Annotated in this window: 30 protein-coding genes and 1 tRNA gene; 11 read left to right on the top strand and 20 right to left on the bottom strand. The window is 71.9% G+C overall.

Features of this window, described 5'->3' with window-relative positions:
- Positions 1 to 26: 26 nt before the first annotated feature.
- Together ABD353_RS20010 and ABD353_RS20005 are read right to left on the bottom strand one after the other, a co-directional pair.
- The gene (locus tag ABD353_RS20010; RefSeq protein WP_344625013.1) at positions 27 to 545 is read right to left on the bottom strand and encodes a YbhB/YbcL family Raf kinase inhibitor-like protein; all 519 of its coding nucleotides are present in this window, start codon (positions 543 to 545) and stop codon (positions 27 to 29) included.
- 52 nt (positions 546 to 597) lie between these two features.
- Positions 598 to 1,464, bottom strand: a complete 867-nt coding sequence (locus ABD353_RS20005; RefSeq protein WP_344625012.1) for an alpha/beta hydrolase — start codon at positions 1,462 to 1,464, stop codon at positions 598 to 600.
- Positions 1,465 to 1,588: 124 nt separating this feature from the next.
- On the opposite strand from ABD353_RS20005, the gene ABD353_RS20000 reads away from it, so the two are divergent.
- Positions 1,589 to 2,755: a hypothetical protein gene (locus tag ABD353_RS20000; RefSeq protein ID WP_344625011.1), complete on the top strand. Its 1,167-nt coding sequence runs from the start codon at positions 1,589 to 1,591 to the stop codon at positions 2,753 to 2,755.
- Between the two features lie 101 nt (positions 2,756 to 2,856).
- Here ABD353_RS20000 and ABD353_RS19995 read toward each other — a convergent pair whose 3' ends face one another.
- Positions 2,857 to 4,443, bottom strand: a complete 1,587-nt coding sequence (locus ABD353_RS19995; protein WP_344625010.1) for a helicase HerA-like domain-containing protein — start codon at positions 4,441 to 4,443, stop codon at positions 2,857 to 2,859.
- Positions 4,444 to 4,566: 123 nt separating this feature from the next.
- Between ABD353_RS19995 and ABD353_RS19990 the strand changes: the two genes are divergently transcribed.
- Together ABD353_RS19990 and ABD353_RS19985 are read left to right on the top strand one after the other, a co-directional pair.
- Positions 4,567 to 4,863, top strand: a complete 297-nt coding sequence (locus ABD353_RS19990; RefSeq protein ID WP_030273186.1) for a type II toxin-antitoxin system VapB family antitoxin — start codon at positions 4,567 to 4,569, stop codon at positions 4,861 to 4,863.
- Between the two features lie 241 nt (positions 4,864 to 5,104).
- A complete protein-coding gene (locus tag ABD353_RS19985; RefSeq protein WP_344625035.1) occupies positions 5,105 to 5,779 on the top strand; it encodes a LytR C-terminal domain-containing protein in 675 nt (224 codons plus the stop codon).
- Between the two features lie 99 nt (positions 5,780 to 5,878).
- Here ABD353_RS19985 and upp read toward each other — a convergent pair whose 3' ends face one another.
- Positions 5,879 to 6,514, bottom strand: a complete 636-nt coding sequence (gene upp, locus ABD353_RS19980; protein WP_344625009.1) for a uracil phosphoribosyltransferase — start codon at positions 6,512 to 6,514, stop codon at positions 5,879 to 5,881.
- A 145-nt stretch (positions 6,515 to 6,659) separates the two neighbouring features.
- On the opposite strand from upp, the gene ABD353_RS19975 reads away from it, so the two are divergent.
- From ABD353_RS19975 to ABD353_RS19960, 4 genes are all read left to right on the top strand, one after another.
- Complete coding sequence (locus tag ABD353_RS19975) at positions 6,660 to 6,866, top strand: hypothetical protein (RefSeq protein ID WP_344625008.1); 207 nt, start codon at positions 6,660 to 6,662, stop codon at positions 6,864 to 6,866.
- A 208-nt stretch (positions 6,867 to 7,074) separates the two neighbouring features.
- A complete protein-coding gene (locus tag ABD353_RS19970; RefSeq protein WP_344625007.1) occupies positions 7,075 to 7,629 on the top strand; it encodes a tRNA adenosine deaminase-associated protein in 555 nt (184 codons plus the stop codon).
- Between the two features lie 29 nt (positions 7,630 to 7,658).
- Positions 7,659 to 8,174 (top strand): tRNA adenosine(34) deaminase TadA, encoded by a 516-nt coding sequence (tadA, locus tag ABD353_RS19965; protein ID WP_344625006.1) that lies wholly within the window; start codon positions 7,659 to 7,661, stop codon positions 8,172 to 8,174.
- A 45-nt stretch (positions 8,175 to 8,219) separates the two neighbouring features.
- A tRNA-Ser gene (locus ABD353_RS19960) sits at positions 8,220 to 8,309 on the top strand.
- Positions 8,310 to 8,380: 71 nt separating this feature from the next.
- On the opposite strand, the gene ABD353_RS19955 is transcribed toward ABD353_RS19960, so the two are convergent.
- The 7 genes from ABD353_RS19955 to ABD353_RS19925 form a co-directional block, all read right to left on the bottom strand.
- Positions 8,381 to 9,661: a tyrosine-type recombinase/integrase gene (locus ABD353_RS19955; protein WP_344625005.1), complete on the bottom strand. Its 1,281-nt coding sequence runs from the start codon at positions 9,659 to 9,661 to the stop codon at positions 8,381 to 8,383.
- Between the two features lie 11 nt (positions 9,662 to 9,672).
- Complete coding sequence (locus tag ABD353_RS19950) at positions 9,673 to 9,906, bottom strand: excisionase family DNA-binding protein (protein WP_344625004.1); 234 nt, start codon at positions 9,904 to 9,906, stop codon at positions 9,673 to 9,675.
- Between the two features lie 298 nt (positions 9,907 to 10,204).
- Entirely contained in the window at positions 10,205 to 11,782 is a 1,578-nt protein-coding gene (locus tag ABD353_RS19945) for a YfjI family protein (RefSeq protein WP_344625003.1), read from the bottom strand.
- A gap of 126 nt (positions 11,783 to 11,908) precedes the next feature.
- Complete coding sequence (locus tag ABD353_RS19940) at positions 11,909 to 12,853, bottom strand: bifunctional DNA primase/polymerase (RefSeq protein ID WP_344625002.1); 945 nt, start codon at positions 12,851 to 12,853, stop codon at positions 11,909 to 11,911.
- 172 nt (positions 12,854 to 13,025) lie between these two features.
- The gene (locus tag ABD353_RS19935) at positions 13,026 to 13,232 is read right to left on the bottom strand and encodes a hypothetical protein (RefSeq protein ID WP_344625001.1); all 207 of its coding nucleotides are present in this window, start codon (positions 13,230 to 13,232) and stop codon (positions 13,026 to 13,028) included.
- A 16-nt stretch (positions 13,233 to 13,248) separates the two neighbouring features.
- Positions 13,249 to 13,521, bottom strand: coding sequence for a hypothetical protein (locus ABD353_RS19930; RefSeq protein ID WP_344625000.1), 273 nt, complete (start codon positions 13,519 to 13,521; stop codon positions 13,249 to 13,251).
- Positions 13,518 to 13,724 (bottom strand): hypothetical protein, encoded by a 207-nt coding sequence (locus ABD353_RS19925; RefSeq protein WP_344624999.1) that lies wholly within the window; start codon positions 13,722 to 13,724, stop codon positions 13,518 to 13,520. Before ABD353_RS19925 ends, ABD353_RS19930 begins: the two co-directional genes overlap by 4 nt.
- 64 nt (positions 13,725 to 13,788) lie before the next feature.
- On the opposite strand from ABD353_RS19925, the gene ABD353_RS19920 reads away from it, so the two are divergent.
- Positions 13,789 to 13,950: a hypothetical protein gene (locus ABD353_RS19920; protein ID WP_344624998.1), complete on the top strand. Its 162-nt coding sequence runs from the start codon at positions 13,789 to 13,791 to the stop codon at positions 13,948 to 13,950.
- 13 nt (positions 13,951 to 13,963) lie between these two features.
- Here ABD353_RS19920 and ABD353_RS19915 read toward each other — a convergent pair whose 3' ends face one another.
- From ABD353_RS19915 to ABD353_RS19875, 9 genes are all read right to left on the bottom strand, one after another.
- Positions 13,964 to 14,152 (bottom strand): hypothetical protein, encoded by a 189-nt coding sequence (locus ABD353_RS19915; protein ID WP_344624997.1) that lies wholly within the window; start codon positions 14,150 to 14,152, stop codon positions 13,964 to 13,966.
- Positions 14,153 to 14,172: 20 nt separating this feature from the next.
- Positions 14,173 to 14,370 carry a hypothetical protein gene (locus ABD353_RS19910; protein ID WP_344624996.1) on the bottom strand — a complete coding sequence of 66 codons (198 nt, stop codon included), beginning with the start codon at positions 14,368 to 14,370 and terminating at the stop codon, positions 14,173 to 14,175.
- A gap of 212 nt (positions 14,371 to 14,582) precedes the next feature.
- Positions 14,583 to 16,778 carry a P-loop NTPase family protein gene (locus ABD353_RS19905; protein ID WP_344624995.1) on the bottom strand — a complete coding sequence of 732 codons (2,196 nt, stop codon included), beginning with the start codon at positions 16,776 to 16,778 and terminating at the stop codon, positions 14,583 to 14,585.
- Between the two features lie 119 nt (positions 16,779 to 16,897).
- Positions 16,898 to 17,137 carry a hypothetical protein gene (locus ABD353_RS19900; RefSeq protein ID WP_344624994.1) on the bottom strand — a complete coding sequence of 80 codons (240 nt, stop codon included), beginning with the start codon at positions 17,135 to 17,137 and terminating at the stop codon, positions 16,898 to 16,900.
- A gap of 21 nt (positions 17,138 to 17,158) precedes the next feature.
- Positions 17,159 to 17,431: a hypothetical protein gene (locus tag ABD353_RS19895; protein ID WP_344624993.1), complete on the bottom strand. Its 273-nt coding sequence runs from the start codon at positions 17,429 to 17,431 to the stop codon at positions 17,159 to 17,161.
- A gap of 18 nt (positions 17,432 to 17,449) precedes the next feature.
- Entirely contained in the window at positions 17,450 to 17,899 is a 450-nt protein-coding gene (locus tag ABD353_RS19890; protein ID WP_344624992.1) for a hypothetical protein, read from the bottom strand.
- Between the two features lie 17 nt (positions 17,900 to 17,916).
- Positions 17,917 to 18,291, bottom strand: a complete 375-nt coding sequence (locus ABD353_RS19885; RefSeq protein ID WP_344624991.1) for an RRQRL motif-containing zinc-binding protein — start codon at positions 18,289 to 18,291, stop codon at positions 17,917 to 17,919.
- Positions 18,288 to 19,178, bottom strand: coding sequence for a DUF2637 domain-containing protein (locus tag ABD353_RS19880; protein WP_344624990.1), 891 nt, complete (start codon positions 19,176 to 19,178; stop codon positions 18,288 to 18,290). Before ABD353_RS19880 ends, ABD353_RS19885 begins: the two co-directional genes overlap by 4 nt.
- The gene (locus tag ABD353_RS19875; protein WP_344624989.1) at positions 19,175 to 19,456 is read right to left on the bottom strand and encodes a hypothetical protein; all 282 of its coding nucleotides are present in this window, start codon (positions 19,454 to 19,456) and stop codon (positions 19,175 to 19,177) included. Before ABD353_RS19875 ends, ABD353_RS19880 begins: the two co-directional genes overlap by 4 nt.
- A 399-nt stretch (positions 19,457 to 19,855) precedes the next feature.
- Here ABD353_RS19875 and ABD353_RS19870 point away from each other — a divergent pair, with 399 nt between their 5' ends.
- From ABD353_RS19870 to ABD353_RS19860, 3 genes are all read left to right on the top strand, one after another.
- A complete protein-coding gene (locus ABD353_RS19870; protein ID WP_344624988.1) occupies positions 19,856 to 20,701 on the top strand; it encodes a sigma factor-like helix-turn-helix DNA-binding protein in 846 nt (281 codons plus the stop codon).
- A 5-nt stretch (positions 20,702 to 20,706) separates the two neighbouring features.
- On the top strand, positions 20,707 to 21,549 hold the full coding sequence (locus ABD353_RS19865) for a protein phosphatase 2C domain-containing protein (protein WP_344624987.1): 843 nt from the start codon (positions 20,707 to 20,709) through the stop codon (positions 21,547 to 21,549).
- 268 nt (positions 21,550 to 21,817) lie between these two features.
- The gene (locus tag ABD353_RS19860; protein WP_344624986.1) at positions 21,818 to 22,687 is read left to right on the top strand and encodes a hypothetical protein; all 870 of its coding nucleotides are present in this window, start codon (positions 21,818 to 21,820) and stop codon (positions 22,685 to 22,687) included.
- The last annotated feature ends 814 nt before the right edge of the window (positions 22,688 to 23,501 follow it).

The raw sequence follows: 23,501 nt of genomic DNA, 5'->3' as shown, positions 1-23,501 counted from the left end.
CGGGGGCGGCCCGGCCGGACGACGGCTCAGCTGCTCGCGTACTCCACGGTCAGCAGGGCGCGGGCCACGGTGTGGAAGGTGATGTTGAAGCCGACCGTGGCGGCCGGGGTGTCCGGGGTGAGCCCCAGCGAGGGCACGTCCAGGGCGTGCACGGCGAAGACGTAGCGGTGCGCCGGGCCGGGCGGCGGGGCGGCGCCGTCGTACCTGTGCCCGGGGAAGTCGTTGCGGGCGTGGAAGGCACCGCCGGGCAGCGCGGCGTCGGAGGCGCCGGCGCCGCGGGCCAGCTCGGTGGTCTCCACCGGCAGGTCGAGGGCCAGCCAGTGCCACCAGCCGCTGCCGGTCGGCGCGTCCGGGTCGTAGCAGGTCACCGCGAAGCCGCGGGTCTCGGCGGGGAAACCGGACCAGGCCAGGTGCGGCGACCCGTTGCCGAGCGCGTGCACGTGCGCGTCCGGCATCACGGCGCCCTCGGTGAGGTCACGGCTGGTCAGCTCGAAGGCCGGGACCTTCGGCAGGAATTCGTAGGGCAGCGGCGGACGGTTCGTCATGGGCCGGGCACCTTCTCCTTCGTCGCACTGCGGGTGGCGGTACGACGGCAGTCTAGGCAGCCGACTGCGCCGCCACGGCGGCGCCGAGCGGGGTGTCGGTGCGGCCCAGGTCGAGCGGCAGGTCGAAGTGGTTGCGCCGGGCGGCGACCGCCGTCTCCACCGCGGCCCCGGCCCGGCGGGCGGCGGCCGCGAACTCCTCCTGCTGGCGCCCGAACTCGGCGGTCTCGTGCTCGCCGCGGACGAGCAGCAGCGGCGGCAGCGCCGGGCCGTCGGCGAGCAGGTGCAGCGGGCTGTTGCGGCGGGCGGCGTCGGCGTCCAGGCCGAGCGCGTCGTTGACGTAGGTGAGGGCGATCGGTTCCAGGTCGTAGACGCCGCTGAGCAGCACCGCGCCGGACACCCGGCGGCCGCTCGGGGCGGCCGGGCCGAGCAGGGCCATGGCGGCCAGGTGGGCGCCGGCCGAGCTGCCGCTGAGCTGGACGCGGCCCGGGTCGACGCCGAGCTCCTCGGCGTGGTCGAGCAGCCAGTGCAGGGCGCGGCGGACCTGGTCGACGATCGCGTCCAGCGGCCAGTGCGGGGCCAGCCCGTAGCCGACGGCGGCGTACGCGGTGCCGCGGGCGGTGAAGTCGGGGGCGGCGAACGCGGAGTCGGTCTTGTCCAGCTCCTGCCAGTAGCCGCCGTGCACGAAGACGTGCAGCGGGGCGCCGCCGTCCGGAACGGGCCCGCGGGGCGGGAAGAAGTCGACCAGCTCGGGCTCCGCCGGGCCGTACCGCAGGTCGCGGCGGACCTCCAGCGTCGCGTACGCGTCCTCGCTGCGCGCCGTGTAGGCGGCCAGCTCGACCGCGATGTCCTCGACGCAGCTGCTCGGCGAGTACTCGCGCGCGAGCTCCTCGTGGTCGTAGTCCCGGTACACCGGCGCCATTGCCGTCCTCGCCCGCTCTCGCTCACCGGGCCCGCCACGACCCGTCAGGTATAGACCAATGCCGGGTGCCGGGCTAGCGTGGAGGACGCACCCGCACCCGCACCGCCTGCTCCGGAGCCGCCCCGTGGAGTCGTCCGTCCTCGCCTTCGCCACCGACCTGCTGGACGAGGGCGCCGACACCTTCTTCGGCCACCTTACCGACCGGGCCGGCGTGGGCGGCCTGACCCTCGCCTCGGTCTACCACGAGGCCCGCGACGTCTTCCCGCACAACCCGCACCGGGTGGTCCGCTACCTCGAACCGGGCGCCGCCTACTTCCGCCCCGACCCGGCGCGCTGGGCCGGCCGGCGCCTCGCCCCCGCGCCGTCCACCGCGATCGGCGACCGCGACCCGTTCGCCGAGGCCGCCGCCGAGGCCGGCCGCCGAGGCCTCAAGCTGCACGCCTGGACGGTCTTCTGCCACAACGACCGGCTCGGCTTCCAGCACCCGGACTGCGCCCCCGCCAACGCCTTCGGCGACCGCCACCTCACCGAGCTGTGCCCGGCCAACCCCGAGGTCCGCGAGTACGCCCGTACCCTGGTCGAGGACCTCGGCCGGTACGGCGTGGACGCGATCCGCGCCGAGTCCCTGCACTTCCACGGCCTGCGCCACGGCTACCACCACGAGCGCTACTTCGAGGACCTCGGACCCGTCGCGGAGGCCCTGCTCGGCATCTGCTTCTGCCCGCACTGCCTGGCCGCCGCCTCCGCCGACGGCGTCCCCGCCGAGGAGGTCCGCACCGCCGTCCGGGACGAGCTTCGCGCCCGGCTCGCCGACGAGAAGCGGGCCGCCGAACCGGCCGCCCTGGACGGATTCGCCGGCGGCGCCCTCGCCGCCTACCTGGACGCGGCCACCCGCACCGTCACCACGCTCGCCGCGGAACTCGCCGCGACGGCCGCCGCCGGCGGCATGCGGCTGACCTTCATGGACGGCGCCGGGCCCGGCAAGGGCTGGCTCTCCGGCATCGACCTCCCGTCACTGGCGGGCGCCGCCCACCAGATCGAGACCCTCGGCTACGCCCGCACCCCGGAGGCCGTCCGCGAGAAGGTGGCCGCCTTCGCCCTGCACGGCGTCCGGCCGGAGGCCATGGCGGTGATCCTCCGCCCGATGGCCGAGGACTGCGACGGCCCGGCGAACCTGGCCGCCAAGATCGCCGTCCTGCGCGAGCTCGGCGTCCCCGAAGTCGAGTTCTACCACTACGGCCTGATGCGCCTCTCCTCCCTCGACCGCATCGGCGCCGCCCTGCTCCCGTGAGAGGCAGTGGATCCAGGGGCGCGGGGAACCGCGCAATCCGGGGGCGGGTGTCCCCACGCGCGTCCCCGACGTGACCACCCGGGCGCCCTCTCGGACCGGCCCTACCGGCGGCGCCGCGAGGTGCCGAACAGGCTCCGGGTGATCTCGCGGCCGAGCTGGGTGCCCGCCGACCGGGCGAAGGACTTCAGCGCCGGGCTGCGCAGCAGCGAACCGATCAGCCCGCCCTCCTCCTGCTCCGCCGCCTCCGGCCGGTGCCGCTCGGCCGGTGCGGGCCGCTCGCGGGCCTCCGGCCGGGCCGGCTCCTCCGCGCGGGCGGCCGGCCGTGCGGCGAGCTTCTCGTACGCGGACTCCCGGTCGATCGCGTCGCGGTAGCGCGGCGCCAGCGGCGAGCCGTCCACCGCGGCCCGCAGGACGGCCGGCTCCAGCGGCCCCATCAGCGACTGCGGGGCCATCAGCCGGGTCGGCGCGACCGGTGTCGGCGCGCCCCGCTCGGACAGCACCGTGACCACCGCCTCGCCGGTGCCCAGCCCGGTGAGCACCTCGGCGAGGTCGTACGGGGACCGCGGGAAGGTCGAGACGGTGGCCTTGAGCGCCTTGGCGTCGTCCGGGGTGAAGGCCCGCAGCGCGTGCTGCACCCGGTTGCCGAGCTGCGCCAGCACGTCGGCGGGGACGTCCTTCGGCGTCTGGGTGACGAAGAAGATGCCCACGCCCTTCGAGCGGATCAGCCGGACGGTCTGGGTGATCGCCTCCAGGAAGGCCTTGGACGCGCCCTTGAAGAGCAGGTGCGCCTCGTCGAAGAAGAAGACCAGCTTCGGCCGGTCGAGGTCGCCGACCTCCGGCAGCTCCTGGTACAGGTCGGCGAGCAGCCACATCAGGAAGGTGGAGAACAGCCGCGGCCGGTCCTGCACCGCCGGGAGTTCCAGGACGGAGACCGTGCCGCGGCCGTCGGCCGCGGTGCGCAGCAGGTCGGCGGTGTCGAACTCGGGCTCGCCGAAGAACGCGCCGGCGCCCTCGTTGTCGAGCACGGTCAGCGAACGCAGGATCACCCCGGCGGTCGCGGCGGACAGCCCGCCGATGCCCTTGAGCTCCTCCTTGCCCTCCGGGGAGGTGAGGAAGCCGATGACGGCGGAGAGGTCCTTGAGGTCGTGGAGTTCGAGGCCCGCCCGGTCGGCGTAGTGGAAGACCAGGCCGAGCGAGGCCTCCTGGGTCTCGTTGAGTTCCAGCACCTTGGCGAGCAGCAGCGGGCCGAAGCTGGTGAGGGTGGCCCGGACGGGGATGCCGGTGCCCTGCCCGCCGAGGGCGTAGAACTCGGCGGGGCAGCCCTGCGGCGTCCACGGCCGGCCGACCTCGGCGGCGCGGGCGGCGATCCGCTCGCCCGGCACACCGGGGGCGGCGATGCCGGAGACGTCGCCCTTGACGTCGGCGAGGAAGACCGGGACGCCCTGGGCGGAGAGCTGTTCGGCGATGAGCTGGAGGGTCTTGGTCTTGCCGGTGCCGGTGGCACCGGCGACGAGTCCGTGCCGGTTGAGCACGCCGAGCGGGACGCGCACCTGCGCCGCGGGGTACGCGGTGGTGCCGTCGATCGCGGCGCCGAGGTCGAGCGCGGGGCCGGTGAAGGCGTACCCGTCGGCGATCGCCCGAACGGCGGCGGGGAGCGCCGCGGCGTCGGGGGTGTGGGGGTCGGTCATCTCGGCGGGCTCCCGGGCAGAGCTGGCAAAAGGGATTTCCACCATCAAACCGCCGTACTCGGAACCGGACGGGTAACGCCGCGCTTGCTGCGCCCCCCGCACGCATGACGGTAGGCTTTCCGTGTGATCTTCAAGCGCATCGGCAACGGGCGGCCGTACCCGGATCACGGCCGGACCAGCACCCGCCAGTGGGCGGACGTCGCGCCGCGTCCGGTGCGGCTGGACCAGCTGGTCACCACCAAGGGTCAGCTCGATCTGGAAACGCTCCTCGCGGAGGACTCCACGTTCTACGGGGACCTCTTCGCGCACGTGGTGAAGTGGCACGGCGACCTCTACCTGGAGGACGGACTGCACCGTGCGGTGCGGGCCGCGCTGCAGCAGCGCCAGGTGCTGCACGCGCGCGTGCTGGAGATGGACTGACCGGCCCCGGGCCGGGTACGAACCACCTCTCACGGACCCCTGCGGACAGTCCGGAAGGGCGCCGGTACATCCTTTCGGGTGCCGGGGTACTCCAGATGATGATCATTTAGTACCTTCACAGCAGCTGTAGCACTAATCTGCTGAACAACGGCCGATTTCCCGGCGTACGCCCCTTTTTGGCCGCACCCGAGACCGAGCCTGTCCGAGCCTGTCCTGGCACGAGGGGGACACCGACGTGAGCATGCTGACCCCCCAGGGACTGAAGGGGAAGCAGTACCGGATCACCGGTAACTCCTACCCCCGCCTGGGCCGCCCTCCCCGCAGGAGCCGCAAGGTGCTGGCCGGCATCGGCGTCCTGCTCGCCCTGTCACTGGTCGCCCTCGGCGGCGTCCAGCTCTACGACATCTTCCGCGGCCGGCACGCCTCCGCACAGGCGTGTCCGGCCCCCGGCGCCTCCGGCAAGCCGCTGGCCGCCCCGGCGGCGTCGGGCGCCGCCTCCGGCGCGGCCTCCCCGGCCCCCGGCGCCACCAGTACCGCCGTCCCGCAGCCGCAGGCGGTGACGGTCAACGTCTACAACGCCACCGACAAGTCCGGCATGGCCGCCCGCACCGCGGAGGAGCTGAAGAAGCGCGGCTTCACCATCGGCCAGGTCGGCAACGCCCCGGCCGCGCTGGACAAGAAGGTGCCCGGCACCGTGCAGGTGATCAGCGGTCCGGCCGGCCTCGGCGCGGCCACGCTGCTCGGCTCGCAGGTGGCGAGCGCCGCCAGGACGGCCGACGCCCGGACGGACGCGACGGTCGACTTCGTCCTCGGCGACAGCTTCGCCGCCCTGCTCGACCCGACCCAGGCGGCCGCGGCCCTGGCCGAGGCCACCAAGCCGTCCCCGACCCCGTCGCCGCAGCCCGGCTCCTGCTGAACGGCCCGGCTCCGGCCGGCCGCCGCACACCGGCAGCCACGCGAAGGGCCCCGCTCCTCCCGGAGGAGCGGGGCCCTTCGTGCTTCCGGCGCGGTGGGATCAGCCGGCGGTGCCGTACAGGCGGTCGCCCGCGTCGCCGAGGCCGGGGACGATGTAGCCGTGCTCGTTGAGGCGCTCGTCCAGCGCGGCGGTGACGATCTTGACGGGCTGGTCGGCCAGCTCCTTCTCGACCACCGCGACGCCCTCCGGGGCGGCCAGCAGCACCACGCCGGTGACGTCCGTGGCGCCGCGCTCGAGCAGCATCCGGACGGCTGCGACCAGGGTGCCGCCGGTGGCGAGCATCGGGTCGAGGACGAAGACCTGGCGGCCGGAGAGGTCGTCGGGCATCCGCGTCGCGTAGGTGGACGCCTCCAGCGTCTCCTCGTTGCGGACCATGCCCAGGAAGCCGACCTCGGCGGTCGGCAGCAGCCGGGTCATGCCGTCCAGCATGCCGAGACCGGCCCGCAGGATCGGGACGACCAGCGGCCGCGGGTGGCTCAGCCGGGTGCCGGTGGTGACGGCGACCGGGGTGGTGACCTCCACCGGCTCGGTCCGGACGTTCCGGGTGGCCTCGTAGGCGAGCAGGGTGACCAGCTCGTCGGTCAGGCGGCGGAAGGTCGGCGAGTCGGTGCGCTCGTCGCGCAGGGTGGAGAGCTTGTGGGCGACCAGGGGGTGGTCGACGACGTGGAGACGCATGTCTCGACCATAACGGGCACGGGCACGTGCGTACGACTCGCCGGGGAGCGGCCGGGAACGAGGTGTGGACGGGCCGGAACCGGGGAAGCCGAACCGAGACCTTCGCCCTGGTATCAAGCGGACACTTCTGGGAAAGTCGGACCGTATGAAGAGCAACCCGGACCCCGGGGCCGGCTCGACAGACGAGTCGGGGCCCGACGCCCCCGAGACCGAGGCGCAGCGCCGCAAGCGCCGCGCCCTGTTCCTCCGCGAGCTCGCCGAGGCGCGCGAGCTGCGGGCCCGGGTGCAGCCCCGGCGCACCAAGGAGCGGCGGATGCGCGAGGCCATGCGGATGCGAACCTTCCGCATCTGACGGAGGAGTCCGCGACTGGTCGGCCGCCGACCAGCCATTCCGACACGACCTGCAAAGACGCGCTGCAGAACACCCCCCGCAGCGCCGGGCTTTCTGTCACGATGCCGGAGGGACGGTCCGAACAGCGGACCGTTTCTGGCGCGGGGGCGGCCAGACCGCGTTCGCCCGAGATCGCCTACAGCCGAGACCAATCTTGGGAGTGTCCCTGGTGGCGTACTTCGCTGCAGTGCTTGCTCGCACCGATGGCGGGTGGGATGTGAGCGAGACGGAGCTCGACGACGTCGAAACCCTGGCCGACCTGGCCGACCTGGCCCGGGAGGCCGCCCAGGACGACGACAGCGTCCTGGTCTTCATCGAACAGGAGGACGCCTGGTTCGCCGTCGTCCGCGTGGACGGCGAGGAGGACCCGCGCATCTTCGTCTCCGACGGTGCCGCCGCGGCGCGCAGCTCGTACGGCTCGGTGCTGACCGACGAACTGATCGAGGCCGAGGACTTCGACGACATCGACGCCCTGGTCGCGGACGTCGAGGACGACGAGGAGGCCGCGCTGGAGGCCGCGGACGACGCGGACGAGGACGAGGACGCAGCCGGTCCGGCCGGCGCCCAGGCGGGGCCGCTCGGGGACTCCGACCTGCTCGCCGACTTCGGCCTGTCCGCCAAGGACCTCCTGGGCCTGGCCGGCGAGGGCGCGGTGCCCGGCGACGCGCTCGCCGAGATCGCCGACGCGCTCGGCGCGGGCGAGGTCCTGGAGGCCGTTCGGTAGCGCCCGAGCCGGTGCCCGACACTGGTGCCATGCCGTCCGCACCCGCCCCGCAGATCCACCCCCTTCCGGCCCCCGTCCGCCCCGACCCGGTACGCGACCGGTGGAAGGACCTGATGCGCCTCGCCATGGACGAGGCGGCACTGGCCACCTCCACCGGGGACGTACCGGTCGGGGCGCTCGTGCTCGGGCCCGACGGCGCGGTGATCGGACGCGGCCACAACGTGCGCGAGGCGGACGGCGACCCGACCGGGCACGCCGAGGTGGTGGCGATCCGGCAGGCGGCCGCGGCCGTCGGCGAGTGGCGCCTCGGCGGCTGCACCCTGGTCGTCACCCTGGAGCCGTGCACCATGTGCGCCGGGGCGCTGGTGCTCTCCCGGATCGACCGGGTGGTCTACGGCGCCCTCGACCCCAAGGCCGGCGCGGCAGGCTCGCTCTTCGACGTGATGCGCGACCGCCGACTGAACCACCGCCCCGAGGTCGTCCCCGGTGTGCTCGCCGAGGAATGCTCCGCACAGCTGCTGGCCTTCTTCGAGACCCAGCGCTGAATACGGATTTCGTCACCGCCCGACCCGTCCGGTAGAGTCTCTCTCGGTAGCGTGTCCGAGCGGCCAAAGGAGCACGCCTCGAAAGCGTGTGTGGGGGCAACTCCACCGTGGGTTCGAATCCCACCGCTACCGCCACTGAGCAGCAACGACTGGGGGCCCTCCTAAATTTAGGAGGGCCCCCAGTCGTTGCCGTCTCAGTTTCCGTCTCAGTCGGCCCTGTCGGGCCTCCGCTCAGGGTCGCCCGGCCCGCCCCGGGTCTCTGCCCCGGTCGGCTGCCAGAGCAGCCCGCCAACCCGCTTGGCGATGTCCCGGCGGATCGGGTCGACCATGTGCTGGTACCGGGCCGCCATGGCCGTGGATGACCAGCCCATGACGCCCATCACTGCGCGTTCGCTCACCCCGAGCAGCAGCAGGACCGTGGCGGCGGTGTGCCTGGCGTCGTGCAGCCGGGCGTCCCGCAGGCCGGCCGCCTTCAGCAGCCGCTTCCACTCATCCCAGTCCGTGCGCGGGATCAGCGGGCGACCGTCCTCCGAAGCGAAAACCCACTCCCCCGGGTGCCACTGGCCACCGGCGGCGGCCCGCTCCCGGTCCTGCTCGGCCCGGTGCCGTTTGAGCAGACCTACCAGTTCATCGGGTAGTCCGATGGTCCGCTTGCCGGCCTTGGACTTGGTGTCGTCGGTGGGGGCGTTGGTCTGCTGCCTCTCGGGGCAGCGGCCCGCGTGCACCCGACCACAGGGTTTCGCGCAGCCGTGTGCGTACTTCGGGCGGAGCCTGCTCTGTCGGACCCTCACCATCCCGCTCGACAGGTCGACGTCGTCCCAGCGGAGTCCGAGCGCTTCGCCCTGCCGCAGCCCGAGGGCCAGGGCGACGGCCCACCGGGCACTGTTCCGCCGCTTGCTCGCCTCGGCAAGCAGTTGCTGCACCTCGGCCACCGTGTAGGGCTCCACGTCCTTCTCGGTGACTCTCGGGGCGGAGGCGAGCATGGCCACGTTCCGGGTGAGGTGGCCGCGCCGGAGCGCATGGTTCAGGGCGGTCCGCACCGTCCGGTGGGCCTGGTGTGCCGTGGCTGGGGCGCTGCCTGCTTCCTGCATCCGGCGGTAGAACAGCTCCAGGTGTTCGGGCTCCAGCTTCTCCAGCCGGTGCGCGCCCAGTCCGGGGATCAGGTGAACGTTCACGGCCACCCGGTAGCCGGCGAGCGTGCTCGGCTTCACCGAGGGCGCGGCGATGTTCTCCAGCCAGTGCGTCAGCCAGGTCTTGACCGTCCATCGCTGGCCGGCCTTGCGGACCTGGCCAGCATCGCGGGCGCTCTCCAGCTTCCGGACGGCCTTGATGACCTCGGCCTCGGTCTTGCGTTCGATGTGGCGGCGGTCAGGGCTGCCGTCGGGCTTCACGCCCACGGTCACTCGGCCGTGCCACTTGCCGTCGGCGCCCTCATAGATGGTGGATGCCCCGTTCGGCCTACGGGTGCGCTTCTTCTCGTTGTCCAAGGTGCAGCTCCTCATGCAGCATCGCTGCGGGTGTTCTGGGTTCGGCGGAGATAGGCGACGTACTCGTCGATCGCGGCGGCGGGCACACGGCGAAGGCGCCCCACGAGAACGGATTCCAGTTCGCCGGCGGCGATGAGGGCGAAAGCCGTTGTGCGGCCGATCCGGAGGCGGCGGGCGGCTTCCTTCACTTCGAGGAGCGCCAGGGTGGGGTCATAGGCGGTGGGTTCAGGCACCACGACGGTCACTGCGGGTCCTCTCTGCTGGCGGGCAGACTCCAGGGGCGCCGCAGAACCCGCAGAACCTGCAAAATCCCCAGAGAGGGGTTCTGAGCTGCGGGTTTGCGGTTGATCTTGGGTTCCGCAAAACCTCCGGAAACTCCTGCAAAACCTCCGGGCCCTGGCGTGCGGGTTCGGGGTGGTGGGGTTCTGCGGGAGTTTCCGGAGGTTTTGCGGGAGCGGGCGGCCTGCGCATCGGTGCAGGTCGGTGGGGTGTCGGGGGGTTTTGCAGGTTCTGCGGGTTCTGCGGCGGAGTTGGGCCGGCCGGTCAGGTTCCGGGGTGGGTGACGGTGGGGTGGGTCTGGTAGCGCGGGGACGGGGGTCGGCCGCCGCGGCCGGTGCGCTTCGGGGCCTCGGTCTGGCGGATCCAGCCGTGGTCCTCCAGCAGGGCGAGGGCGGGGTCGAGGTCAGCGACGGTGGGGAAGTCCGCGCGAGGCAGGGCGTTGAACAGCTCGCGGCGGCTGATCGAGTCGCGGGGGTTGGCGGCGAGCCAGGCGAGGGCGGTGCGGGCCTTGGCGAGCGCGGCGTCGGAGCCCATGGCGTCGAAGACGGCGAGGGCGTGGGCGGTGAAGTAGTCGCCGATGCGGCAGGCGGCGGTGAGGGTGTCGGCGGTGATGGGGCGGGTCCAGCCGTCGGTGGGGTGGGTGGCGAGGTGGAGCAGGCCGGCGATCCGGCAGACGGCGCCGTCGAGTTTCCCGGCCCAGGTGTCGATGTGGGCGAGCGGTCCGCCGGGCCGCAGCGCGGCCTCGGTGCGGCGCTGGTGGGTGAGCAGGGCGGCGTCGGCCTCGGGGCTGAGGGTGAGGACGGCGGGGTCGGTCCAGCCGGCCATGGCCAGGGCGAGGGCGGTGAGGGTGCGGGCGTAGGTGTCGGCGACCTGCGGGGGGATCAGGTCGGGGGTGAGGTTGCGGAATCCGACCATGGAGCGGGGCAGGGCGTAGAGGAAGCGGGCGAGCAGGCCGCGGTCGCCGAAGCCCTTGGCCTTGGCGATGTCGCGGAACACCGAGGGCTGCACGGCCAGGCCCATGGTGAGGGCGGGCGCTTCGAGGAACTGGGAGTCGCGGCCCTGCCGGTTGACGCGGAGCATGTCTCCGGCGTGGCCCTTGAGGAACACCTCCAGGTTGGGGGTGCCGGAGTAGCGGCCGGCGATGATGTCGAAGATGCCGCCCTCGGCGGAGATGACGGCCATCCGGCCGCCCTGCTCGGCCAGCAGCGTGGCCAGGCCCTCGGGGGTGACGTCGTCGGCGACCAGCTGCGGGCGAGCCGGGACGGTGGCTCCGTCGGCGGCCTGGGCGAGGTCGATGGCCTCGGCGGTGAGGGCGTCGCGCTCGTCCGGGGCGGCGTTCGCGGCCTTGGCGGCGGCCTTCTCGGCGGCGACGCGGGCCAGCTTGGCGGTGGTCTCGGCCTCGGCCCGCACGGTGGCGTGCTGCTCGATCAGGGCCTTCTCGACCGCGAGCAGGGGGCGGGTCATCTCGGAGACGATCGCGGACTTGCGGTTGCCCGGGGGCAGGGCGACGACGGTGAACAGGTTCACCTGCTCGCGCCACCGGCCACGGACCGCGACGACGGCCCGCCCTCCACAGGCTGTGGACAGGGCGGCGAGGGCCATGCATCCGGCGAGGTCGGCGGGGGTCTGGGTCTCCTCTGCGGCGGCGGCGACCATCTCGCCCAGCCACGCGGGCAGGGCCTCGGTCGGGAAGAGCGGCAGCGCGCGGGCCTGCCCGAGCGGCACCGGGGCGTCCCACACGTCACTCTGCTCGGGCGGCGGCTCCAACTGGTCCCAGCCCTCGCCGAACAGGCTGGTGACGTTGTCGTACGGGCCGTCAGACGGGCTGGCGGGGACGGTCATGGGCGTTCCTCTCTGTGGGTGTGAGGGGCGTTCAGGCGGTCCGTGGCGGGCGTTCGCGGCGGCGGCCGGGCCCGGGTGCCCCAAGGAGAAAGCGGCTTACTCCTTGGGGCACCGGTGGCAGGCAGGTCAGGCCGCGCGGCTCACGCCCTGGGCGCCGCGAGCGAGGCCCTGGCGGATGGTGCGCAGGCACTCGCTCTCGCCGAGGCCGATGGACCGGCCGGCGGCGAGCAGGGCGTTCGTGGCGTCCGCCTCAGGCAGGGTGCCGGCGGCGACCAGGCGGCCGACGGAGGCGGCGGAGGCGAACAGGGCGGTGTTCCGTCGCCCCTCGCCCGCTTCCTCGACCTTGGCGGCCTCACGGTCGAGGACGGCCCGGTTGTAGGCGCTGAGGTGGCCGATCCGGGCGCGGATCGACGCCACGTCAGCCGGCGGTGTGGCCGGGGCCTTGGGGGTGAGCAGGGCGAGCAGCCAGCCGGGCAGCGGGGCCGGGGGCAGGTCGACGGTCACCTCGTAGGGGCGGCCGCCCACGGTGCTGCCGGGGGCGACGACGTAGCCGCCGGCGGCGCGGGTGTCGACCTTCCAGCCGAGGCCGCCCCGCTTGTCACCGGTGGTGTTCCGCAGCCGCACCCCGGCCGGCAGGGCGTAGTACAGGTGCAGGCCGCCGCGGCCGGTGCGGACGGTGAACGTCTGGTCGGGGATGGGCTGGCGGTGCTGCTCGCAGAGGGCGGCGAACACGTCCATGCCGTCCGCGATGCCCTGCCCGGCCGCCTCGGGCGGGGGCAGGTCGCGGGGGTGCTTGGGGGTGTCGAGGTCGACCACCAGCAGCCCGGACGGTCCACAGGCCACCCCGATGCCGTACGGGCCGTGCCCCCACGCCCGCCGGATCATGTCGGGGTCGAGGGTGGCGCGCTGTTCCCAGCCGAGGTGGCCGTCGGCGCACGCGCCGGTGCCGGGGCAGCGGTCCTTGTGGTGCAGGGCGGGGTACTTGGCGTCTGGGGCGAGCGGGAAGACGTGGTGCCCGCGGCCGGCCGCCGCGAGGGCGTCGGCGAGGCGGAGGTTACTGGTCGGGGGCAAGGTGTGTTCCTTCCTCCGGTGGGGTGTGCCGCTCGGCGCACACCTTGTGCGCCGGGCGGCGGGTGTCGTCGCGGAGCGGGGTGCGGTGACCGCACCACCGGCAGGGCTTGTCGGTGGTGCGGTCGTAGTGGCGGGCGTCGCGCCAATCGAGGACAGGCCCGGCCATGGGTGGTTAGCGGTCGCCGTACTTGGCGTCCCAGCGGGCGATGGCGTCGTTCTGGATGCGGTCGGCGCGGGCCTCCAGGCGGGCGGTGGACTTGCCGCGGTTCTCGGCGCGCACGACCCGCACGCCGATGAGGAACAGGCGGGCGGCGTCGGTGAGGTTGTCGGCGCCCATCTGCCGCGGGTCGAGGTAGCTACGCGGGTCCTTCTTGGCCATGTCTGGTGTCTCCGTTTCAGGCGGCGCGGCGGTCGGTGGTGGTGGGGAAGGGCAGGACGGTGGCGAGCCGCACCGGCTCCGCCGCCGCGGTGGTGTCGGGGGCGGGCTCGCCGCCGCGGGGCGGGGTGCCGTTGTCGGCGGCGGCGCGTGCGGCGGCGGATTCGGCGAGGACGGTGCGGACCGCGGCGCTGTCGGTGCGCCAGCCGCGCTGGGTGGTCAGGTAGGCGGCGGTGCCTGCGATGCCGGGGCCGAACAGGACGGCGGCGGTGACCAGGTCGGCGGTGTTCACGGGTTCCTCCCGTTCGTGGTGGTGGCGAGGACGTCGAGCAGGTCGGTGCCGAGCGCGGCGAGCCGGTGGGTGATGGCCTGCCAGGACTCGTGGTCGATGTGCATCAGGGCGGCGAGGGCGGCGGCGGGCTGGTGGTCGGCGGCGGCGGTGAGGGCTTCGCGCAGGTGGACGGCCGCGAGCGGCCGGATCACGGGCTGGGCCATGGGTCGGTCCCTTTCACAGGGGCCGCCCGGCCGGGGCCGGGCGGCGGGTGGTTAGGGTGCGCGCATGCGGACGTCGCGGGTGGTCTGGGCGGTGGTGTGTGTCGACGGCGTGCTGGATTTCCTGTCGCGCCACTACGGGTGGTCGCTGAACGTGCAGGCCGCCGTCGCGTTCCCGATCAATTTCGTGGCCTGCATGGTCGTTGCGGCCCGCCGCGGGCGGCGCTGAGCAGGCCCGCGGCTCAGTGCTGGGCGAGGGCGTGGACGGCGGCGGTGAGCAGGGCGTTGACGGGGCCGGCGAGCCCCGTGCTGGCGGCGGTGAAGCCGGACAGCCAGACGACGGTGGCGGCGCCGGGGCCGAGGCGGCGGAAGTACAGGAGCGCACCGGAGGTGGCGGCCATCAGGAGCGCGGCGGAGACGGTGACGAGCACGGCGGTTCTCCCCTCGGGGTTCAGTGGTGGGCGTCGTCGCGGATGCGGCGGGCCGTGGCGCGGGTGGCGGTGGTGTGGTGGTGCAGGCGGCGGCCGATCCGCAGCCGCCGCCCGGTCGCCTGGCAGCGGCGGCAGGGCTTCGGGCGGCGCCGCAGGCGGCCGGTGGGAGCGAGCAGGCCGGTGCCGGTGCACCTGCGGCAGCGGCCGAACGGGCTCACCCAACACACCAAGCAGTAACCGAAAGTAACGGCTAGTAGGCAGGCGAGTGCCAGGGCGGCGGGGGTCACGATGGGGCCTCCCGGGGCGGTTTCGGGGGTTTGCCGAGGTCAGCCGCTATCCGCTAGCGGCCAGCTCAGAGGCGGTTTGAGTCGCTAGCAGGGCCGCTAACGTTAGCGGGGTGAGCCGCTAGCGTTAGCGGCCCTGCTGCCGGTCAGGCGGACCGCTGTCCGTCACGGCGCGTGATGGCGTCCTGGAGGTCCCGGCGCTCGATCCCACGCTTGTTGACCACCTTGCCGTCCACCCGGCGGCCGACCTGGACCACGGTGATGCCGAACGGCTTCAGCGCGGAGGACAGCTGCTCGGCCTCCCAGCCGCCGTACCGGTCCTCGTCCAGGGCGGCGAGCGCGGCGACCAGCGTCTCGGACCACACCTTGGCCTCCCCCGCGGGCCAGATGGAGATCAGGTCGTCCAGGATCCCGCCCTGGTTCTTCGCGCGCTCGGGGGTCTCGCCCGCGGCGATCCCGGTGAGGGTGCCGGCCGCGATCCGGGCGGCGCGGGCGCGGTCCATGATGCGCCCGGCGGCCGGGCCGTCGAGGTAGTAGGAGCGGACGATCTGCGCGTCGGTCGCGGCACCCACGAGGTAGCCGATGCCCTTGTCGTTCGCGGTGAACGAGGTGGCCCGCAGCCCGTTCTTGTAGCTGGACGTGCCGAGGACCATGTCGTTCTCGGTCTGGCCCATCACGCGCAGGCAGAACCGGATGCCCACGTTCGCGCTGACGCCGGAGGGCAGGGACTTCACGTCCGGGCGCTGGGTGGCGAGCAGCAGGATGACGCCCATCGCGGGGCCGCGCTTGATGATGGCCTCGGAGAGGGTGCCGGCCTCCTTGCCGAACGTGTCGTGGGAGTAGAGCTCCTGGCACTCGTCGATGATCAGCACCAGCGGGTGCAGCCCGAGCTTGCGGTCGGCGGCCAGCTCGGGGGTGACCTTGTTCTCCGGGCGGCGCTCCTTCGGCAGCGAGCGGATGACCGCGGCGCGGCGCTCCAGCTCCTTGTGCACGTACCGCAGACTCCCGACGGCGCCTTCGATGGTCTCGTCGTCGGCGCCGGAGCCGTAGTCGGCGGCGACCTTGGCGGCGTCCTCCAGGTCACCGGTGCCCTTGAGCTCCCACACGTGCAGCTCCGCCGTCGGGTCGAGCGCCGCGGCGAGCATCAGTACCCGCAGGGCGAAGGTCTTGCCGAACCGGGGCATGGCGCCGATCAGCACGTTCGCGAACATCAGCAGCATGCTCACGGAGCGGCCGCGCTGGTCGGTGCCGAACGGCAGCGGCTTGAACAGGCTGATCGTGCCGGCGGTGGCGAGCGGCCAGGCGGGGGCCTTGGTCTGGGACATGTCCTGGTCGCCGACCCACAGCATGAGGCGTCCGGCGTGCTGGTCGTGCACCGGCTCCGGCCACACGCAGCCGAGCGGCCTGCGCAGGCCGGAGGCGAGGCGGTCGCGCTTGTCGATGATGTCGATCGCCGTCACCCCGTAGGGCAGGTCGATGTCGGCGCGCCAGCCGTTGCCGTCCCGGGTGATCGGGGCGACGAACTTGATGCCGTCGCCGCCCTTGGCCATCGCCTTGTTGATCTCGGCGATGCCCATGGCGCCGAGCGCGCGGACCACGATGTCGCTGGTGAGGCGCTGCACCTTCGTGGCGACGACGGCGCGGTCGATCAGCGGCTGGTCGGCCTGCCCGCCGGCGGCGCCGAGGGCGAGGGCGGCGGCGGTGGCCAGGGCGAGGGTGGTCCAGCCGGGCGTGGCGACCAGCAGCACTGCGGTGAACGCCACCCCCAGCACCGTCGCGAGGCCGAGGATCACGCTGCGGGCGCGGACTCGGCGGTCGCGCTGCCGGGACAGGATCAGGTACTGCTCGACGTCCTCGCGGCGCACGGATGCGGCGCGGACTGGGCGGCCCTCGGCGTCGGTCACCCACCGGAAGGTGCCGCCGACCAGCCGGGCGGTGCCGCGCGGGGCCCGGGCGAGCAACTTCCCGGCGTAGAGCGGGGAGCGCACGGCGTGGTAGCCGGCGGTGTGGGCGGCGTTGCCGCCCAGCCAGCGGGCGTGGGAGACGAGTTCGGCCTTCGAGCGGGCCCAGGCGGGGATGATCGGGCGGCGCTTCGCTCCGCGGGCCGTCGCCATCCGGTCGACCGGCGCCCAGTCGCGGGGGTTGCGGGAGTCGACGTACACCGGCGGCAGCCCGTCCTCGTCCGGGTCCGTCTCGGTGGGGCGGCGGTCGGCGCGGGCCTTGTCGAAGTCCAGGACGGTGGCGCCGATCGCCCGGTCGGTGGCCAGGTCGGCCTTCAGGGCGGCGAACAGGCCGTCCGGGTCCTCGGGCTGGTTCGGGTCCGGGGTGTGGTGCTGGTTCACTGGTGGTTCCTTCCTCACTGCCTGTGGGTGGTGCGGGAAAGGGGACCCGGGACGGCCGGTCGATGCTTGGCGGCTTGGCGGCCGTCCCGGGGCTGAGCAGGCGCGTATCTGGTGTGACGTCAGGTGCGGCCGCAGCCGCAGTGGGGCAGGTGGAGCGTGCGGCAGCGCTGCGACGTGGTGAGGGCCGCCGGCGTCAGGTCCTGGTCGAACTCCAGGTCGTCCACCGTGGTGAGCAGCTCGCCGAGCTGGCGGCGGGTGATGGTCACCGTGTACTGGGTCCAGCGCTCCAGGGCGTGCCGCGCGTCGGGGTTCTCCCAGCGCAGCTCGACCTGGATGGGTTGGTTCGCGTCGTGGTCCATGGGTCCTCCGTGGGGTGCTGCTCAGGCCGTGCTGGTGGGCCAGGGGATGGAGCGGCAGGTGGCGGCGTGCTTGTTCGCGGCGTCGCGGGCGGCGTGGCGGCGGTTGGAGCCGGGGCCGTCCCCGGTCTTGCAGCCGAGGCACAGCCACTTGAAGGCGAGGGCGTCGCCGTGGGTGGCGGCGGACTCGGCGTGGTGGAACAGGGCGACCAGGGCGGAGCCGAGGGTGAGGAACACGGCCTCGGTGCCGACCGGCAGGCCGGTGGCGGAGTTGGTGTGGATGAACGTGCCGGACACGGGCTTCTCCTCGCAGGGTCAGGCGGAGGCGATGAGGGCGGCGGCGGTCTCGAAGGTGTGGTGCCAGGACTGGTCGAGGAGATAGGCGCCGTTCAGGCCGTGGTCGGCGAGGCGCACGAAGGCGCGGCTGCCGGTGGCGTCGGCCAGCTTGCGGAGCGGTTCGCGCCGGTCGGCGACGTAGTGCGTCACGGCCGAGAGCGCGAGGGCGGCAGCCACGCGGCTGGGCCGCAGCCGCACCCCGAGCAGGCGGGTGCCGAGCAGCAGCGCGGCGGCCTGGGTTGCGGTGTAGCTGGCGACGTGGGCGGCGCAGGCGCGGCGGCCCGCGGCGCTGGACTGCCCCTCGTTGTGGTCGTGCTGGCCCTTGGCTTGGGCCTGGTGGTCGGTCTGGATCCAGTGGTCGGCGAGGTCGGCGGAGGAGCGGAGCAGGGCGTAGGCGGCGGCGAACCTCGCCGCGCGGGCGGTGGTCACAGCGAATCTCCGAGGGTTCAGGCCGCGGCGGTGAGGCCGTCGGCGCAGGGCAGGCAGGTGCCGAGGTGGGCGGGCAGGACGTAGCCGGCGTCCCGCCCGCAGACCGGGCAGGTGCGGCGCGCGAGGTTCGCCGCGGCGAGCGCGGCCGTCCGGCCGGCGGTCATCGGCCGGACCGGCTTGGCCAGGGCGGTGCGGTAGAGGTGGGCGGCGCGCACGGCTTTGGTGCGGCGGGAGCGCCAGAGGATCTGTGCGGCGACCGGCTGACCGCCCGGCCGCAGCCCCCGCTTACGGAGCTGGCGGCGGGTCAGCAGGCCGTCGGGGGCCATCCGCCACGGGTAGGTGGGCAGGCCGAACCGTTCCCCGTGCGGGTCCCAGAACCGCGGTCGGCTCATGCGGCCGACTCCTCACCCGCGGCACCGTCCTCGTCCTTGTCGGCGACGGCCGGCCGCTCGGGCGAGGCGGCGGTGGCGCGTTCGGCCTTGAGGGTGTCGCGCAGGGTGCGGGCCCGGTCGGCGGACGTGCGGACCGCCGTGCGGATCCGCTCCGCAGTCAGCTCCTCCTCCGACCACCCGACCGTCGCGGACCGGGCCTCGGCGAGCAGCTCCTCCGCCGTGCGGGTCGGCACCTTCGTGCGGGCCGACTGCGGCACCGTGCCAGTTGCCCGCCGGGGCCGACTCGACACCGCCGCCACCGCCCGCACCGGCCGAACCGCCGCCACCTCGACCGGGCCGGGAGTCGGCTCCGGCGTCGAGGCGGGGTCGGCCGACTCGTACACCGACGGATAGGGGGTTGGGTCGGCAGGTTCGGGCTGGTCAGGGGTCGACCGGTTTGCGGTGCTCTGGTCGTTTTCTGCCGGTTCGGGCTTGTGGTGCAGGACCTTGGCCACCAGGTCGGATCCGAAGAAGATGGAGCCGACCGGCAGGCAACTGGCGAGCAGGACCAGGGCGTAGTGGGCGGGCGCCCAGTCGGCCAACCGGACCCGACCACCGGCGTGCAGGGCGGGCACCAGACCGTGCACGTAGTTGAGCACCAGCGACGCGGCGGTGAACGCGCCCAGCACCCGCAGCGCGAACCGACGGTCGGCGCCGGTCAGGATCAGCGCGGCGACCAGCGCGAGCGCCATTAGGCCGTCCACCACGAGCGGGTAGAGGCCGGCGGCGAGCGGGTCGGCACCGATCGCACTCGCGATGTCCTTCAACGCGTTCCACGAGACGCGGAACGCCATGCCGACCACGCCCAGCAGCGCGGCGACCATCCAGAACTTGCCCTGCCGGCTCATGCCGCCACCCCCAGCGCCACCGGCCGGTGGCGGGCGGCGCGGCCGGCCCCGGCGAGCGGGATCGGGGCGGCGTTCATCAGGCGCTCGGCGTAGGCGGCCAGCTCCGGGGCGTCCCGACGCAGGTCCACCAGCACCGCCGCCGCGGCGTCCAGGCGGGCGGCGCGGTCGAGCGGCGATTCGCCGGGCACACCGGCGAACAGCTCCTCGTCCACGCCCAACGCCAGCTCCGCGAACTCGTCCGGATCCGCGGCGTGCTGGCCTGCAACAATCGACTTCACGGGTCTACCTCTTCCAAGCGAATCGATAGGCCCCAGGGGCTGCCGCGCTCCGGCCAAGGAACGCGCGGCAGCCCCGACTCACGGGCCCAGACCACTCGTCACGCACGAGTAGCCATGGATCCCGGCCCACCCGCAGACGGGCGGGCCGGTCACCAAAGACACTCGTTCGTTCATCAGGCACGCTGTTGAGTTCTCAAGGGACACGCACTTCCTTCGGGGGGCTGTCACCCCACCCCTCCAGGCGCATCGGCGCAGCTCAGAGCAGCCCAAAGAAGGGCCAGGTCTTGCCTAGGGGGACTATCCCCTTGCCGCGATACCCAAGGTAGGCAGATCAATCCTTTGCGTCAAGCCCCCCTCGCGGTAGCCTTGCTATGCCCCCTAAGCAGAGAAGAGATCACCGTGCACGAGGAGCTGGAGCGGGTGGCGGGCATCGCCCCGCCCGTCGACAGGGCCAAGGCAGCGATCGACCTGATGGCGGACTACCAGGGCCGCGTGGTCGAGCTGTCCCGAATCCGCAGGGAAGCCATCGAGGAAGCTTCGGCATCCGGCATGACACAGGCGGAAATCGCCGCCCTTCTCGGCGTGAGCCGCGGCAGGGTGGGTCAACTCGCCGCAGCTGGCCCACCCCCCGAGCGTGCGTTCTTCGGCGTCGGGCCCGTCACCATCCCGGTCGCAGGCAAGTACGAGGCCAGCAAGACCCCGGACCAGAACCCGAGCGAGGTCGTCACGCGGGAAGACCTCAAGAACTTCGAGCACCTGCGGAAGCTCATGGCAGGCATGAAGCTCGAAGCCGACTACGAGGTGATCCCTCCCACCGGCATCGTGAACCTCAACCGCGAACACCTGGTGGTCATCTGTGGGCCCCGACTGTCGCCGATCATCGCGCAGGTACTCGAAGGCGACGATTACCTCCGCTTCCGCAAAGACACCGCCTGGCACCTGGTAGACCTGAAGACCAACACCGAGTTCAGGTCACCACTGGACACGGACGGCACGGCTGGCGACGTGGGCTACTTGGCGCGTCTTCCGCGGCTGGATGGGAAGGGCACCTTCCTGTACATCGCCGGCATCCACGCGATCGGCGCCAACGGCGTCGTGCACTACCTGGAGAACCACTTGGCCGACCTGTACCGCGAGGTCAAGACTCGGCGCTTCTCTACCCTCATCTCGTGCCGCTACGACCCCGAGACTCTTGAAGTTCTGGAGAGCGAGCGCGTCACACCGATCTACCGACACGAGGTGTGAAAGCTATGCGGGTCTCCCTCGCAACCGAGGCCGGTGGGTCGGCAACAAACGAGGACTGGGCAGCCGGCACACCGACTCTCGCCGTGGTACTCGACGGCCTGAGCACTGGAGGCCTAGACACTGGCTGTTCCCATGGCGTGCCGTGGTACGTGGCGCAATTGGGCGGTCGACTCGTGGCCCAGCTAGGCGGCGGCGCTCACACTCTCAAAGAGGGCCTGGCTCGAGCACTGGAGGAAGTTGCCTCCCTTCACCCTCGATGCGACCTCAAGAACCCAGGGACTCCGTCAGCCACAGTCTCTGTCCTTCGCGAGGAGCCAGAGAACTTCAGCTTCCTAATCCTCGCCGACTCGCCCATCATTTTCGAACACAGTGGCGAATACGCTGTCCACACCGATCTACGTGTCGACTCAGTTGTGCCCGAGCTGCGCGCAGAGACGGAAAGGTTCGCCACGGGGTCACCCGAGCATCAAGCAAGCGTTCGCCGCATGATCACTGCCCAGAGGCTCACCCGAAATACGGTCGGCGGCTACTGGGTCGCCGCGGCGGAGCCTGAAGCCGCCAGCCACGCAGTAGTGGGCTCCGTTCCACGCAGCACCGTGGACTCGGTGGCGGTCATGTCCGATGGCACCTCGCGACTCGTGACGGAGTACGGCGTCATGTCGTGGGCAGAGGCGTTCACTCAGCTTCACCACGAAGGACCGTTCGAGCTGATCAGCGCCGTTCGCGCGGCCGAAGCTACGGATCCACAGGGGAAGCGCTGGCCGCGCTACAAGAGGGGCGACGACGCCACTGTGGTCTTCTGCAAGCCCGACCCGCTCACCGTGATCAAGTCCAGCCCTAAAACTTGATCGTTACCCATCAAGTCGGTTCGAGTGGGGACCAGGACAGCTCGGATCGGCGCTGGATTTTACCGATTCCTACTGGAGCCTTGCCATGTGTGTCAATAGCTAGAAACGCCTTCTGGTATGGCAACGGGGCGACCTGTCAAGAAGTTGGCGCACGCCGTAGACTGCCTGCGTTTGATGGTGAACCGGAGGGGATCCCATGGTCATGAGCCGTGTCAGGACCGTTGCCTTTTACGAGGTAGTGCGCGCCAAAGACGGCCATAATCCCCGCATGGATCAGGTGGACTGGCCTCTAGCCCTTGAGCGCCTGCGTCCGAAGCCGGCAGCCAGGCGTACATTTACTACAGACGAGGATCGCTTTATCGGGGAAGTCGTTACGGGTGAGGGGCGGGAGCATCTCCTCATCGGGCGAATCGGAAGCGGCGACCATCAGACCGTTGACCTGGATCACGGACACATCGAGGATCTCAGGCTCGAAGGCAACCGTGGATTCATTGACACGACAACCGTCTGCTTCCTCGATTATGGCAATGTCGTTGGAATCATGCAGGGTGGACTGGCGTCTCCCCGGGCTACATCAATTCAGCGTTGGATCAATGCCTGCGGAATGGTCTCCGAAGACATCGAGCTTTGGCCTGTGATTAGCAAGAGTGCGTGGGACAAGCTTAAGGATGCCTCGGCGGTCCATAAGGTCGAGATTTCCTTCAAGCCAACGCCCGGCCAACTGCCTCCGGAAACTAGTGGTTTGGCCGGCTTCGCTCGTTACGGTCGCGAGCGCTACCCCGATCACAAGATAAGCATGACTATTGAGATTCCCCGCCGAGCGGGCTTGGGCCCGGTCGCTCGCGCCCGCGGGGAAAGCAGGCTTCGCACAGACACGCAAGCGTTGATGTCCGAGCTGGGATGGCTCACCGAGCCGGGCGTCTCACGTGCACGTGCGCTGGTCACGCTGCCGACCCCCTCGGGCGATCTCAAAGACGAGACGTTGGACTTTCTGAAGCACCACATCACGGCCAAGAGGCGCGTCCAGGTGAGGGCAGAAGACGCGCGCCCCCGACACGAGGCCGCCGTCGAAGCGATCTTGGCCACTGCGCGAGAACACGCCACCGACCTCAGAGCTGCTGTCGGTGCCCAGGTCTAGAGTGGAGCGCATGGGTCGTCGAGGGGAGGCACGGTGCAATGCGCTCGCGCTTTGTGGAGAGAGTACAGAATCTGTGGGCCGAATACCCATCTATTGACTGGATCCTCACAGGCCTGACAGTTGCGGCCTACTGGTCATATCGGGCCGTCACGCACAACGCAGATGCAATTTCCGTACTCTCCGAGGATGCACGGAGTAATGTATACATGACGGCTGCATCAATTTCTGCCCTTGTTGGCGGATTTGGGACAGCAGCCATCAGCCAGTATGCAACCGCGAGCGGCCGACGCATGGTGGAAGTCAGGCACCGATTCGGCCTCAGTATGCGCAAAAACTGGGCTGGGGTCCTAAAGGCGATGTTGATCGTGTCTGGCGGGTGCCTGGTAGCCCTGATTCTCGATGACCACTCGAAGCCGGGCTGGATTGGCTACTTCGTTGAGGCCCTCTTGGCCTTCGGTGCAGCTCGTTCCCTCAGGCTCGTATGGCTGTTCAACCTGCTCATTGATGTCTCAGACCAAGACGCGACCGAGCCGAGACGCTCTCCACCAGTCCAGATCCCTGGCCCGTAGGGTGCGACGTAGCCCCACTAGACCACCTAGGTCGCTGGCGCTCTGCCGCTGGCCGCTCGCAGGCCCGTCTCAGTCTCCGTCTCATTCACCTCAGTTCGTTCGTGTTCACGGAGGTTCAGTCGGAGCTCTCGCACCGCGGGCTGTTCGTCTGTCCGCCGCATCTGGGACCCGGCTCTAATCACCGACCAGACCTCGAAAGCGTGTGTGGGGGCAACTCCACCGTGGGTTCGAATCCCACCGCTACC

The organism is Kitasatospora arboriphila (genome assembly GCF_039528095.1).
In the GTDB taxonomy this organism is placed as follows: Bacteria; Actinomycetota; Actinomycetes; order Streptomycetales; family Streptomycetaceae; genus Kitasatospora; species Kitasatospora arboriphila.
This window is presented reverse-complemented; position numbering and strand designations above follow the sequence as displayed.